This is a genomic window from Galbibacter sp., assembly GCF_048266365.1.
Lineage (GTDB): Bacteria > Bacteroidota > Bacteroidia > Flavobacteriales > Flavobacteriaceae > Galbibacter.
Map to the genome: position 1 here is coordinate 385682 of NZ_JBLWZP010000002.1, position 14881 is coordinate 400562.

At 38.0% G+C, this 14881-nt stretch carries 13 protein-coding genes; 3 read left to right on the top strand and 10 right to left on the bottom strand.

Annotated features, from left to right (window positions below):
* Window positions 1-2: 2 nt before the first annotated feature.
* Entirely contained in the window at window positions 3-2999 is a 2997-nt protein-coding gene (locus tag ACN0TV_RS04655; protein WP_417360600.1) for a SusC/RagA family TonB-linked outer membrane protein, read from the bottom strand.
* A gap of 712 nt (window positions 3000-3711) precedes the next feature.
* On the opposite strand from ACN0TV_RS04655, the gene ACN0TV_RS04660 reads away from it, so the two are divergent.
* A complete protein-coding gene (locus ACN0TV_RS04660) occupies window positions 3712-4986 on the top strand; it encodes an O-acetylhomoserine aminocarboxypropyltransferase/cysteine synthase family protein (RefSeq protein ID WP_417360601.1) in 1275 nt (424 codons plus the stop codon).
* 109 nt (window positions 4987-5095) lie between these two features.
* Here ACN0TV_RS04660 and ACN0TV_RS04665 read toward each other — a convergent pair whose 3' ends face one another.
* From ACN0TV_RS04665 to ACN0TV_RS04700, 8 genes are all read right to left on the bottom strand, one after another.
* Window positions 5096-5527: a hypothetical protein gene (locus tag ACN0TV_RS04665; protein WP_417360603.1), complete on the bottom strand. Its 432-nt coding sequence runs from the start codon at window positions 5525-5527 to the stop codon at window positions 5096-5098.
* Window positions 5517-5822 (bottom strand): hypothetical protein, encoded by a 306-nt coding sequence (locus tag ACN0TV_RS04670; protein ID WP_417360605.1) that lies wholly within the window; start codon window positions 5820-5822, stop codon window positions 5517-5519. The genes ACN0TV_RS04665 and ACN0TV_RS04670 overlap by 11 nt, the downstream gene beginning before the upstream one ends.
* A 277-nt stretch (window positions 5823-6099) precedes the next feature.
* Entirely contained in the window at window positions 6100-6540 is a 441-nt protein-coding gene (locus tag ACN0TV_RS04675) for a GreA/GreB family elongation factor (protein ID WP_417360607.1), read from the bottom strand.
* A 41-nt stretch (window positions 6541-6581) separates the two neighbouring features.
* The gene (locus ACN0TV_RS04680; protein ID WP_417360609.1) at window positions 6582-7871 is read right to left on the bottom strand and encodes a Glu/Leu/Phe/Val family dehydrogenase; all 1290 of its coding nucleotides are present in this window, start codon (window positions 7869-7871) and stop codon (window positions 6582-6584) included.
* Between the two features lie 352 nt (window positions 7872-8223).
* Window positions 8224-9540: a sigma-54-dependent transcriptional regulator gene (locus tag ACN0TV_RS04685; RefSeq protein ID WP_417360952.1), complete on the bottom strand. Its 1317-nt coding sequence runs from the start codon at window positions 9538-9540 to the stop codon at window positions 8224-8226.
* Window positions 9541-9548: 8 nt separating this feature from the next.
* Window positions 9549-10634: a sensor histidine kinase gene (locus tag ACN0TV_RS04690; protein WP_417360611.1), complete on the bottom strand. Its 1086-nt coding sequence runs from the start codon at window positions 10632-10634 to the stop codon at window positions 9549-9551.
* A gap of 64 nt (window positions 10635-10698) precedes the next feature.
* Complete coding sequence (locus ACN0TV_RS04695; RefSeq protein ID WP_417360613.1) at window positions 10699-11265, bottom strand: DUF4251 domain-containing protein; 567 nt, start codon at window positions 11263-11265, stop codon at window positions 10699-10701.
* 67 nt (window positions 11266-11332) lie between these two features.
* A complete protein-coding gene (locus ACN0TV_RS04700) occupies window positions 11333-12367 on the bottom strand; it encodes an FAD:protein FMN transferase (protein ID WP_417360615.1) in 1035 nt (344 codons plus the stop codon).
* Window positions 12368-12581: 214 nt separating this feature from the next.
* On the opposite strand from ACN0TV_RS04700, the gene ACN0TV_RS04705 reads away from it, so the two are divergent.
* Window positions 12582-13715: a formylglycine-generating enzyme family protein gene (locus ACN0TV_RS04705; protein ID WP_417360617.1), complete on the top strand. Its 1134-nt coding sequence runs from the start codon at window positions 12582-12584 to the stop codon at window positions 13713-13715.
* Here ACN0TV_RS04705 and ACN0TV_RS04710 read toward each other — a convergent pair.
* Window positions 13705-14124 (bottom strand): VOC family protein, encoded by a 420-nt coding sequence (locus ACN0TV_RS04710; protein WP_417360619.1) that lies wholly within the window; start codon window positions 14122-14124, stop codon window positions 13705-13707. The two genes, ACN0TV_RS04705 and ACN0TV_RS04710, sit on opposite strands and share 11 nt — an antisense overlap.
* A 277-nt stretch (window positions 14125-14401) precedes the next feature.
* Here ACN0TV_RS04710 and ACN0TV_RS04715 point away from each other — a divergent pair, with 277 nt between their 5' ends.
* On the top strand, window positions 14402-14863 hold the full coding sequence (locus ACN0TV_RS04715) for an RpiB/LacA/LacB family sugar-phosphate isomerase (RefSeq protein WP_417360621.1): 462 nt from the start codon (window positions 14402-14404) through the stop codon (window positions 14861-14863).
* Window positions 14864-14881: the final 18 nt, after the last annotated feature.

The window sequence follows — 14881 nt, forward strand, 5'->3', positions numbered from 1 at the left end:
ATTTATAAGGTAAAATTAATTCCTAGTGTAAATGTTCTGGTAGAAGGATATTTGTCCCTTTCATCGTTTCCTGGAGATAAACCATTTCTATTCACTTCCGGGTCAATACCTTTGTATTTTGTGAAAGTGGCCAAATTTAATCCTGACAGATAAATTCTAAAGTTATTGGTGAATTTCAAAGCATCCTTGGGAAGTGTGTACCCAAGGGTTACATTGTCTATTTTTAAGAAATCTCCGTCTTCTACATAATGACTCACATAACGCTGTACATCATTTAGTACGGCCTTACCATATACTTTGTCAAAAGCAGTATCGAGAACGTTGTAACTTACCGTAGGGTTTTCATAAAACATACGAGAGAAATTTAAAATTTGATAATCCAAGGCACCTCTCAAATTCACATTAAGATCCCAGTTTTTATAAGAAACTGAGTTATTCCAACTGAAATATGCCTTTGGAAGACCATTGCCCAATACCTGACGATCATCAGTGGACGACTCCGTTGCGGGAATTATTTCTCCTTCAGGAGTCTCTATTAAAAAAACACCATCGTCAGTAATATCAACACTCTTAAGCCCATAGAAGTTCCCGATGGGTTCTCCTTCCTTCACTCTGTGGGTCTCGATTTGAATAGGTTCTCCTGTATAACCTTGGTAGAAGAAATCGTTAGTCAACTGAAATTCATCATTAGAAAGTGACACCACCTCGTTAGAGTTGGTAGAATAAGTCATGTTGGATGTCCAATTAAAATGTTCATTATCAAAGGGCACCAGGGTAAGTAACACTTCTAATCCCGAATTCTTAAGCTCAGCAACATTAGCCGCTATAGTTGGGTAAAAATATGGAGGTGTTGGAACACTATAATTAAATAAAGCTCCATCTGTGGTTCTTTGGTAATAATCAACAGTTCCACTAATCCGATGGTTTAAAAAACCAAAATCTAATCCGAAATTCACCTCTTTTTTCTTCTCCCAAGCAAGGTTAGGGTTAGCATTTCGAGAAGGTACTAATTCACGGATCCAATTACCGTTGTTTAAAAAGTAATCACCATAGGTGAGTCCACTGAGGGATTGGTAATTTGATCCGGCATTAATCCCAGTCACCCCGTATCCTGCTCTTAGTTTTAGGTTATCCACCCAAGTTACATCCTCCATAAAGGACTCCTGGTCGATACGCCATCCTGCAGATATACCAGGGAAGCTACCCCATTTATTATCCTTTCCAAAACGTGATGAACCTTCATGTCGTAAACTAGCTAACAGCAAATAACGATCATCGAAGTTATACGTTACCCTTCCAAAAAAGGCGATTAATTTATCGGAGTTTTTATAACTTTCCATACCGGCCTCTCCAAGTTCTAAGCCCTGTCCAACTCCAATATTATTATAATTAAATCCATCGGTGGGAAACCTGCGGTTGGTTGCCCAAAATCCTTCGTTAACATTATCTTCATAGTTATACCCTGCCATTGCACTAATACTATGTTTACCAAACTTCTGATCGTAGTCAAAGGTGATTTGACCATAGTTCCCTCTATATTCATCAGTACCTCTGGAGGCAAAACCATCCTGCCCGTATTTGACCGTTGAGACGTGTTTCTTAGTTCTGTAGAAACCGCGAATATTTGAATTCCCTTTTCGCGTATAGAGTCCTTTTAGCGTTAGATTATCATTAAAGTCATAACTCATACTAAAATCAAAACGCAAATTTCTGTAGCGATTCTCCCCTATGGTCTCTTCAATATATCCTACGGGATTGTCATAGAAATACACATCACGCTCATTCCAATTCCCGTTCTCATCATATACTGGTTCGGTAGGGTTTCTAATAATGGCTTGTCGGTAGATATAAGGATCAAAACTAGTTCCATCACCCAAAGCATTGAATACCTGTTCACTGGCAATAACTGCTATATTGGTTTTTAATTTGTTGTCAAACATTGCGTGATTTACACTGATACGACCGGTGTATTTTTCGGTCTCTGATTTTAGAAAAATACCTTCTAAATCTCTATAGTTGATCGAAGCAGTGATATTAGTGGCATCATTTCCACCTCTAAAAATCAAATTATGTATCTGACTAACTGCATCCCGAGTAATTTCATCCAGCCAATCTGTACTATGCCCAAAGTCTTGCAGGTTTGCACCCGTAAATTCATAACCCTGCGCAAATTTCTCACGCAGTTGATCTGCATCCAAAAAATCCATTTGTTCTGAAATAGTTGACAACGAAGAATAACCACTATATTCAATAGTAGGACGCTCATTATAATTTCCTTGTTTTGTTGAGATTATAATTACACCATTCGTACCACGGGTTCCGTAAATTGCGGTCGCAGAACCATCCTTTAGAACGTCAATAGTTGCAATATCCTCAGGAGCTACGGTACTTAGACTTCCTGGAACGCCATCAACCAAAACTAAAGGGGCTGTACCTCCAGTTAATGAAGACACCCCTCTTAATTTTATCTGCGTTCCTTCGGTGGGATCTCCTGAAGGTGCAGATATTGTAAGCCCGGCCACCTTACCTTGAATAAGTTGAGCGGCATCTTTTACATTCCCTTTGACAAAGTCTTCAGCTTTAACAGTAGATACTGCAGAGGTCACATCGGCCCTTTTCTGAGTACCATACCCGATGACAACAACTTCATCAAGTTCTTGTAAGTTTTCTTCCAAAACCACATTAAAATTGGTTTGATTCCCTACCTTAATTTCATAAGTTTCAAAACCAATATAGGAAACCGTCAAAACGGCATTGGTTGAAATTACACTTAGGTTAAATTTTCCGTCAAAATCAGTAACCACTCCAATAGAAGTGTTTTTTATTATTACTGATGCTCCAGCAATGGGAATTCCATTAGGGTCATTCACGCTACCCTGAATCCCGATTTGAGCCATTGAAGTAAATGACATCAAAAGAAAAACAACTAAAAAAAGCCATTTATAAGCAGTAAAATACTCCCCGCTCCCGATGTCTTCAAATGAATTGGTTTGTTTCATAATCAATAGTTTTACAGGTTAATTCGTTAGTTTTTAAATAGATACAACATATTAAACAAAACCTAATATGACGCTCCAAATACGTGTTAGTTTAACACTTGTAAATTTATGATTATGAATATTAAAATTTATTTAAATATTAGCACATACTAATACTATATTACCCACTTAACAAACAATAAGTGGGTAAACCTGAGAAAATACACTAAAAACTCAAAACTATCCCATCCAGATAATTTGTAGAATAGTACTAAAAAGCATCCTTAGAAGGCCATAAATTCAAAAAGGATCACAACAGAATGGGCCGTGGTATATTATGGATTTGAAGAAAAAAACCTTTGTTTTTAGCGAAAATTGTGATAAAGACAGTAACCCCTTATGCTTCCAGCTGACCGAAAAGTTATTCTTCTAGGGCGGAAACTCCCTAAACATTAGAGTCTCACACCTATAATACTTCAAAAAAAGCATTAAAAAATATAGATTTCTTTAATCTATTAAATCGATGGATTTGTTGCATTTGAAAAAAATAAATACATTTGTCAATCATTCCATTAATAATGAAATTAACGACTTTTAAACATTACATTTATATGTGCTTGTCCTACCTTGCAGGGGCTATATAATGTTGTGCTTTTAATAGAACACATATAGAGTCCTCATTGTTTGGGGACTTTTTTTATTTATTATAACAATTAAACATATTGAATCCATTATGAGCGAATCAAAATTTTCTACCACAGCAGTACATGGAGGCCATGATGTTACTGCCCATGGAGGTACTAGGGCAGTACCAATTTATCAGACGACTTCTTTCGTGTTTAACGATGCTGATCATGCAGCCAACCTGTTTAACCTATCTGAAGCAGGTTATATATACACGCGTCTAAACAACCCAACCAACGACATCTTAGAGCAACGGTTAGCTGCTTTGGAAGGCGGTATTGGTGCTGTTACCACCGCATCTGGCATGGCAGCGATTTCGACCACCATCCTAACACTACTAAAGAGTGGCGATCATATCGTTTCTTCTAGTAGTTTATATGGAGGTACCTATAATTTATTTGGGGTAACCCTACCAAGATTTGGAATTACAACAAGCTTTATTGATCCTTCACATACTGCTAATTTCCAAAACGCCATTCAGGAGAACACCAGAGCTATCTTTATAGAATCTCTTGGAAATCCTAAATTGGACGTCCTTGACATTAAAGCCATCGCACAGATTGCTAAAGAGAATAAAATTCCTTTGATCGTCGATAACACCGTAGCGACTTCTTACTTGTTAAAGCCTTTTGAATACGGGGCAAACATTGTGATTCATTCCCTAACCAAATATATCGGAGGAAACGGTACTTCAATTGGGGGGGCGATTATCGATGCAGGTACCTTTGATTGGAGCAGTGGTAAATTCCCTGAATTCACCCAACCATCTCCTGGATACCATGGTTTAGTTTACCACGATGCATTAGGGCCAGCTGCTTTTATAGCAAGAGCTCGGGTTGAAGGTTTAAGAGATTTAGGTGCCGCCATTAGTCCTTATAACTCATTCCAGATCATTCAAGGATTAGAAACCTTAGGTATCAGAATGGAGAAAATCAGTAAAAACACATTGAGCTTAGCGAAATGGCTTCAAGAACAACAAGAGGTATCATGGGTAAACTATCCAGGATTGGAAAGCAGTCCATACCACGCCCTTGCTAAAGAATACTTACCTGAAGGTCAAAGTGGTATACTTACCTTTGGAGTAAAGGGCGGATTCGAAGCAGCTAAGAAGGTTGCAAATAACACCAAATATTTCTCCCTACTTGCAAACATTGGAGACACCAAATCATTGGTTATACATCCTGCAAGTACAACGCACCAACAATTGAGCGAGCAAGATCAAAAAGCTGCTGGAGTATCTCAAGATCTTATTAGACTATCCATAGGTCTTGAAGACATAGAGGACTTAAAAGAAGACCTAAAATCAGTCTTCAAGTCGCTTTAATTTTAAAGAAAGTATTTCTTGAAATAAAAAAGGGCGGTGCTTATAGTCTGTAGCACTTCCCTTTTTTTTTGTTTTAATTTATGATCTCATTTTAACCTCCGTTCTCTGCCTATTCTGTCGCTTTTGCAACTGGCTTTTGGAGATCAAGATAATGTTCCAATCTAGAATGGTACTCCAATTCTTCTTCTCTTTCACCCTGGAACATGTAGTTTATTACAATAATTAGGGTCGTAAAACCAGAAACGAATCCGATAGCGTAAATTTGCAAAAACACATCGTCAAATTTTATTTCAGGATGAAATACCCAATAAATTTGGATAAAATAAATATATCCAGGAATCGTATACGCAATTCGAAAAGGCTTAAAGCAACTTCCAAGAATTAATATCAGTGGCGAAAAAGATTGAGATAGCGCCCAAATAAACGTTTGAGTGTCCTTAAATCCGAAATTACTTGTTATGCCAAAAGTAGTAACCTTATCCGAAAATAAAATCAAACCAGATAGAGCCACCAAAAAACTTGCGAATATTCTAATTCCCACCTTGGTTACCAGGCCTTTCGACATTTCTGCGATCAACAGACTGAGTCTCTCCTTGGTCTCCTGGTCTTTCAACGTTTCTTCTGTCGACCGATTTCTCTTGACCTTGGTCTCCTGGTCTTTCAACGTTTCTTCTGTCGACTGATGAAGGCTCCTTACCTTGGTCTCCGGGTCTTTCAACATTTTTGCGGTCCACTGCATATAGGTTATCAATTTGGGATGTACTCTCATCGTGAGCACATGAGTTTAAGATTGTCAATACAATTACACTTGCCAAAGTAAATATTAGTTTTTTCATGATATAAAGTTTTAAATTAATTAGAAATGTCTAAAATAACATCTTTAGTTAAAATAACCTCATTTATCACGAAATAAATCTCAATTAACGATAAATATAACATATTTCAAAACTTTCACAATTTAACACAATATCTCGAAATTTCAAATAAATAATGATATATACATAGAAAATCTATGCCCAATATAGGCTTTTTACAATGATAGCAATAGACAACAGATATTGAAGCTAAGCTTAAAATTCAATTGGAATTGCTTAAACACACCATGTTAAGCACTTAATCAATATTGTAGTTCACTGAGATGGAGTTTTTCGCTGTATGGGACTGTTTTACCCCGAGAATAGTGTAGGCTTTTACTGTCCCATCAGTAGTAGGAATTTGAAGTGCAACTCCTAAACCTAGTCCAAAGCAAGCTACTCCCAAAGGGGAGATTATAGACTTTAGCCTCTTATTGGAATTTGCGGCATCCGGAAGCACAATTTGAAATTGTATATCTTCTGATTCAAATCGTGATACAGTTACTGTGGTATAAAGTCTCACAATGTTTTCAGGCATATCCTCCTCATCGAGAACCTTAGCGTTTTTTAATAAATCACTTAGCTTTCTGACCTCGGCAGCTTGCCTTTTATCAAAATGAAAATGAGATAAACTTATCAATCGTTTTAAAAGCACATATTCTCTTTTCTCAACAATGGGTACTTGATATGTCATTCTCATTTTCATTTCATTTCGTATTTTTTCTAGAGCTTAGATTTTATTTATGGAAAAATCCCTCGTTGAATATAGGCCTGTTCTAGCCTTTCTATTGCAATCATAAAAGCAGCGGTTCTCGGATCTACCCCTCGCTCTTTTGCAACATTCATAACTCTATCAAATGAGGTTTTCAATTTTTTCTCTAATTTTTCCATCACCTCCTCCATGGTCCAAATCTCCCCATTTCTGTTTTGTAACCATTCAAAATAACTACCAATAACACCTCCGGAGTTGCATAAGATATCTGGAATAATGGTGATATCCTTTTGTAATAGTATCTCCTCTGCCTCTACATCTGTTGGTCCATTAGCACCCTCAGCAATGACTTTAGCTTTAATACCTGGCGCATTGGCTGCAGTAATTTGGTTACCCAAAGCTGCAGGAATACAAATATCACATTCGGTACCGAAAAATTTATCACTAGGGATCAACGATGCATTCTTAAATCCTTCAAGACTGCCAACAGAATTCTGATAGTCATTGAGTTCTTCCACAGAAATCCCATCTTTATTATAATAGGTCCCAGTAACATCCTGAACTGCGATAAGTTTTGCTCCTTCATTTTCAAGAAAACTAGATGCCCAATACCCTACGTTACCAAATCCTTGCACAATAAAAGTCTTATCTTTTAAATCGACCTTATTTTGTTGAGCCCAAAATTTAACACATAGAAACACGCCGAATCCAGTGGCACGATCTCTTCCTTCAGAACCACCGGCACCCAATGGTTTTCCAGTAACCACATGTAAATTTTTAGAGCGTTCGTTTGGAGACTTAGTACTCATATAGGTATCTAATATCCACGCCATCGTTTGCGAATTGGTATTGATATCTGGGGCTGGAATATCAAGCTCAGGCCCTATATTATCACCAAGTGCATAAGTGAACCTACGCGTGATTCGTTCCAATTCAGCGGTAGAATATTTTTTTGGATCTATTTGAATCCCTCCCTTGGCTCCACCATAAGGTAATCCTGCCAAAGCAGTTTTCCAGGTCATCCACATCGCCAATGCTCTAGCAGCATCCAAATCAACAGTTGGATGGTAACGCAATCCTCCCTTATAAGGGCCTAAGGCGTTGTTGTGCTGAACTCGGTAGCCGGTAAACACTTCGATCTCGCCACTATCCATTTTAACGGGAAAGTGTACTACGAGCTCATTGTTTGTAATGGCAAGGATTTTTCTAATATTAGGATTCAGTCCAATACTATCCGAAGCATGTTCAAACTGCCGCATCACATTGGCTAACATCCCACGCTTTGCCGGATCGTTTTTTTTAATTTTTTCTGAAATCATCAAAATACTGTTAGTTAATATGTTATGAAGTTATTTTAGTGTTTGTTTGGTGGTCAATTTTATGCTGAACTATTTCAATAGTCTATAACATCAAGCGGTCAAGGCAGACAAGAAGCTTTAACACTTCGACTCAATTAACCCTCTTGATAATTTGATACACAACATACGATCGATTAACCGCTGTCATTAAATTCAACAGTTGTGCCATTAATACTACCTCTATGATCTATAAACAACAACATACTGATTATCAGATTATTGTTTTACTTCAACTCAAGACAATTTAAATTTTAATTCGGGAAATTTTACCCATTCGGGGATATTCTCCCCAACCTAAGGGACGAAATACCTTTTAACCTACCTTCGACCTAAGTGTCTTTCGGTCAATTCCCAAAATCTCTGCTGCCTTGGTTTTATTGTTTTCGACAAGGTCTAAGACCTGTTGTATGTATTCTCTTTCTTTTTCCGCAAGGGACTTTAATCCATCCTTGGGGAAGTTTATCTGAAACTTAAATATATCTGGCAATTGATTTGGCCGTATTTCTCCATCACTCATGATCACCGCACGTTGAATACAATTTTCCAGCTCGCGTATATTACCTGGCCAGCTATACCGTTCTAAGATCTCCAGGGTGTCTGCTCCTATTGCCATGGACCTATCCTTATATTCCATGGCATATTTTTGCAGAAATAATTTGGCAAGTGGTACGACATCTTCGACACGTTCTCTTAGCGGGGGCGCCGTGATTTCCACTACAGATAATCGGTAGTAGAGGTCTTGTCTGAACTTTCCTTGTTTAATTGCGTTTACCAAATTACTATTGGTAGCGGCGATCACACGAATATCTATTTTGGTGGATTTTTGAGATCCCACCTTCTGTACTTCCTTTTCCTGAAGTACTCGAAGAAGGCTATTTTGAACCTTGGGTGAGGCATTACCGATTTCATCTAAAAAAATAGTTCCGCCTTCTGCAGCTTGAAAGAACCCTTCCCGAGATTCGTTAGCACCCGTAAATGCACCCTTTTCATAACCAAAGAGCTCTGCCTCCAACAAATCCTCAGGAATAGCCCCACAGTTTACTGCGATAAAAGGTTTTCTAGAAAATTTGCCATTGTAGTGAACCGCCCGGGCAATTAGCTCCTTACCTGTTCCACTCTCTCCTTGTATCAGAACCGTGGCTTTGATATCTTTTACCCGGTGTATAATTTCTTTGATCTGATTCAGTGCAGGTGAATTACCAACCAACTCCCTAAAATTATAGGTAGTGGTTGCCACCTCTTGTGGATACAGTTGACGATGTCCACTGAGTGATTTTGTGATAGAAGCCTTTAACTCATCCTTGGTAAAGGGTTTTACTAAATAATCAATTACTCCAGATTTACCCATCTCCAGTGCTTCTTTTGCAGAAACATAGCCGCTTACCACTAGTATAGGCATGGAAGGGTAATGTTCACAGACGTATTTCATCAGTTCAAAACCATCTACATCTGGCATCTTTATATCCGTGATAAGTAGATCTATTCGATTACTTTTTAAAATGCTCAAAGCTTCTTTTACAGATACTGCCTTAAAAGTGTAGTACTGCATGGATTGTAAATGACGCTTTAATAATTCAAGAACATGAATATCATCATCAACTATCAATATATTTTCTTTCTTAAAATTTATCTTCATGGTCACTTTGGAAAACACAATTCAAATACTGTTCCATAGGGTTTGTTCGGGTAAAAGGAAATACTCCCTTTATGACTACTCATAATCCCGTGCACAACACTTAATCCCAGGCCAGAACCATCACCCACAGGTTTGGTGGTGAAAAATGGTTCATAAATCTTATCACTTAAATTACTATGAATACCCGGCCCCTGATCTTTGATCAAAATTACGATACCTTTTTGATCTTTGCTAGCCAGTATATCTACGGTGGTCTTGGGTGGCGAATAATATAATGCGTTCATAATAATATTAAACAATACCTGGGTTAACTGTATTTCATCTGCCTTGATGCCTATATAACTATCTTTCATCTTCAAATTCGCAGTTACATCCTTCTTTTTAAACGCTGGACTGAGCAAGTTCAGTACATTTTGAAGTACAGGATTTAACAAAATCTCTTGAATTTGTTGTGGAACTTCACATGCAAAGAACATTAATTTTTTTACAATTTCCCTACAAAAAAGTGCATTTTCTTTAATTCTACTTAGATCACTTTGAACGAGTTCGTCCTTGATTTGCTCATCTAATAGTTCCGTAAAACCAATAATACTGGTCAATGGGGTGTTGAGTTCATGTGCAATTCCTGCGGTAATCTCTCCCAATATGTTTAACCGATCATTACGCTCCATTTGCTTGCGGATCAACTCTTCTTTTTCCTTGATTTGTTTTCTTTCAATCAAGTTTCCAATTTCCAGACAAATATTGGATAGCAATTTACTTTCTTCTTCCAGAAACTCATGTTGCGTGTACTTATCTGAAGGATAACGAACTGCAATGGAACCATTAGGCACATTAAAAACGTTGATCGGTGCTTTTATTTGAACATAGTTTGAAAGCTGCTGACCGATTGCCACTTCAATTTCAGAACATATAATGTGTACGCTAGCTTCAGACTCATGCTGAAAAGCTTTTTTTAGACAAAAAGCAATGGATTTTAAACTCAGTTCAAGCTTTTCAAAGTCACTATTGACTATGATAGAAGTGACCTCATACATGCAGGTTAACTCCTTCAATCGCTCTCTAAGGGTATACTCAATGGTATTCATTTTTAAATTAATTACTTACCACCGTTAAGGCTTGTTGAAAAACAATATATTGAAAACAATTGGATTAGGGACGGTCTTTCTCAGGCAACGCTATTATGTTTCCTTCGTAACGGATCATGTCGCGTTGGCTACTACTAACAAGAAGAGAACTCTTTTTATTTGAAAATACAAACAAGGTCAATTCGAAGGTTTCTGCACCGTCCTTTGCTCTAAATTTAATAATGTGCTGGTCTTTAGCATTTTTGTAGTCAAATTGTATGGTCTCTACCACTTGGTCGAAGTGAATACCTACACCATCTGTGTTGTATCCACCACCCATATGACGCTCTCCGAAATACGGCAAAAAAGCCTTTACAGTATCGCCTTTAAATTCCAAAAAATTACCGTTCCCGGACAAATCAATACGTTGACCGCTGTTGCCGGGTCCTAAAATTCCACTTGATGCTATTTTCATCATACTTGAACTCATCATAGGAAGTGCCCATTGATTGACAATTCTAAACTCCCTTTTTGCTATTAGTGAGTCCACTAAAACTTTATCTTGCTGCGTCCCATAAGCACTTTGGGAACCCCCACAATTGGAAAGCATAAAAATAGCAAAAACTCCAAATAAGATACTTACACCTCTCATAATCCATTGGATTAAATTAGACAGCTTACAATTTAAGAAATTCGCGACACAAATTCAACGAAAACCACTATTGAGTTGCTATTTTGTAAAAGTTTGGTGAATTCCAGGTTTTCAATGAATCTTTGACATAATACGCCATAAACAACTCGACATCGGAATCTGCTGCTATAAATGCTTTGGCCTTCTCTGTCCCCATTGCCATACATGCCGTTGCATAGGTATCCGCAACTAATGGAGATGCCGCTTTGATACTTACACTCACCAGATGATGCTGGACTGGGTAACCCGTTTTAGGATTTATAATATGTGGGTATTTATTTCCTTGATCATCGGTATAGAATTTTCTATAACTGCCAGAGGTACTAATTCCTTGATTACTGAGCTGTACTTTGGTGATGATGTTGTCGTAAGAATTTGTTGCTGCTTTTGATGGATCTTCTATACCGATGGTCCAGGTCTTACCCTTTTCGTTTAGTCCACGAGCAAAGATTTCTCCGCCGATTTCAATCATATAATTTTCAATACCTGCATCTATCAAAACCTGGTGGATTCCTTCAATTGCATACCCCTCTCCCATCGCGCTGAGATCAATTTTAGTGCCTTCTTTTTTGACCTTGATCAAGGTATCTGAAATCATGACACTCTCCTCCATGGGCAGTAAACTCATTAAGTTTTCAAGTTCAAGGGAATCTACCTGCATGGTGGCGCCACCTTGCTCGAATCTCCATGCCTTGATCAATGGATATAAGGCCGGTTCAAAATAACCTTTAGTGATCTGCTGAAAATGCTGAGCCTGTTTTATCATACTTAAAAAAGTAGGGCTTGGATTTTCAAGCTTCCCTGTTGAATTTAGGCTTGTGATTTCAGAAGCACCAACATAACTATTTGCAGCAGTATTAATCGCCTGAAAAACAGAGTCGATTTGGGGCTTAAAATTATTATCGGAATCAATTTTAATACGGTAATAGGTTCCAAACACAGGACCTTCATACTGAGTGTATGTTTGTTCCGATTCTTCTTGATCTTGTTTACAACTTACAACGAACAAGGCAAGGGTTAAAGGTAAAATGAGGCTATAGAAACGTATTGACCGTATATGCATCGCTTGAGTTATTTTTTTCAAAAGTAGTGACAAAATTAGGATTATCTCAATGCTTTGGCCCCTGTTTTGCCATTAATACTTGTCACTAATTGTTGAATCTTTCACTTAAATAGCGTATCACTTGGAACCTAATGTTCTTTTCTTGTTAACTGATCCATCCAAATTTCAGATGTATTCAAAACTTTTGTAAGTTTGGAAAATTAAAATTTTTCTGATGAAAATCACTCTCCTTATCACTGCATTAAGCTGCCTTCTTGTATCCTGTAAAAACACCAAGGAGAGCCCGTCTAATGCCAGTAAGAGCTCTAAAGCACTAACAACACAGATTGAGGTGGTCAAGAAAAAACCAACGGATATTATTACCCCAGAAGGTATGGTATGGATTCCTGGAGGGAATTTCACTCAAGGTGCACGACAAGGCGACAGCTTCGCACTAGAACATGAAAAACCAGCACATCCCGTAGCGGTAGACGGATTTTTTATGGATATTACAGAAGTTACTAATGATGAATTTTCCGAATTCGTAAATCAAACTGGTTATATCACCATTGCTGAACGAGAAATTGATTGGCAGGACCTCAAGAAACAGCTCCCGGCTGGAACTCCAAAACCACATGACTCCATTCTACAACCTGGGTCTTTGGTGTTCAAAAAAACAGCAACTAGCGTTCCAAATCTTTATGATTTCTCACAGTGGTGGGAATGGAAAATTGGTGCCAATTGGAAACACCCTAAGGGGCCGGAGAGTACCATTGAAGGCAAAGGAAATTACCCTGTAGTTCATATCGCATTTGCCGACGCTATTGCCTACTGTGAATGGGCAGGGCGCAAACTTCCAACGGAAGCTCAATGGGAATTAGCTGCCAATGCAGGAATGCGTAACAAACGTTATACTTGGGGTGATAATGAAACTGAGCTGAATGCTAATGCCAATACTTGGACTGGGGAATTCCCGACCCAAAACGACCAAATCGACGGTTTTGAAAATAAAGCGCCTGTAAAATCCTTTCCTCCAAACGCCTATGGACTCTATGAAATAGCTGGGAATGTATGGGAATGGACTCAAGATTGGTATCATGTGGACTATTATAAACAACTTCTAGAAAATGGCGTAGTTCATAATCCAAATGGAGCTGAAAAAGCATTCAATCCAAACAATCCTTATTCGCAGGAGAAGATCATTAAAGGAGGATCCTTCCTATGCTCCGATACCTATTGCGCGAGCTATCGTATCTCCGCTAGAATGGCTACATCCACCGACTCTGGACAGGCGCATTTGGGTTTTAGGACAATAGCCACAGCAGAGATGCTAAAAGAGCATACAACCAAGCCAACAACTAGCCTCTAGGCATTTTGCCCATATCCATATGTAACACGGCCCAGCGATGACCGTCGAGATCCTTAAAACCAAATCCGTAGAGCCAAGACTGGGACTCGGATGCGCTTTGGTATACCTCTCCTCCAGCCTTTCGAACCATGGCCTCCATCTCATCTACTTCTTTCTTGCTTTGTGCATCAATATTAATCAACATTTCACTTCCCGCTTTCGTATCTGAAACCTCGTGGTTAGTAAAAGTTTTGAAGTCATTTTCAGGAAACAACATCAATACAAAATCTTGATTGCCTATTAAAAACCCGGCTAGGTTTGTAGAATCCTTATGAATCGGATTTTCTCTAAACCCAATCTCAGTGAAGAATTTCTTAGATCTCTCTATATCCTTTACAGGAAGATTTAACCACAACTGTTTTACATTCATAATTTTTAATTTTAGTATTAAAAGTACATCATAAAACACAGTTTCAACATGTTAAACGCGACAATAGTTGGGGGTGTATGCGACAAAATCTATGTCAATTCGCTGACACCTACTGGTATTTATAGCTTCAAGTCTATGGCTCTTTAGACCGTAATATACTAAGAGATACAAATATCTCATATCCTAAAACTATCGTTATATATACAAATTATATTACCCTAATCCCTTAGAAATACGTAATTTTATACTTTGAATTAATTCTAAAAGCATATTGCTTGTGAAAATTGGTATAGCTGCGGATCATGCAGGATTTAAAAATAAGGAAGCTCTAAAGCTTTTTTTAAAGGAGAAGGGCTATGAATATGAAGATTTTGGTGCCCATACTATGGATCCGAAAGATGACTACTCAGATATAGTTAAGCCTTTAGCACTCGCAATCTCGGAACAAAAAATTGACAAAGGAATTGCAATCTGTGGAAGTGGCGTAGGTGTTTCTGTTGCCGCTAATAAATTCAAGGGGGTACGTGCTGCTCTGATATCAGAACATTATTCTGCACATCAAGGTGTAGAACACGATGATCTAAATCTCCTATGCATGGGAGGAAGAGTCATAGGTACAGCCCTAATTGAAGAACTCACAGTAGCATTTCTCGAAGCCAAATTTATCGATCACGGGCGATTCCAAAGAAGATTGGATAAGGTAAAAGCGATTGAAGAATTGAATTTCAAAAATTTATAGAATATCAATAAATACGAA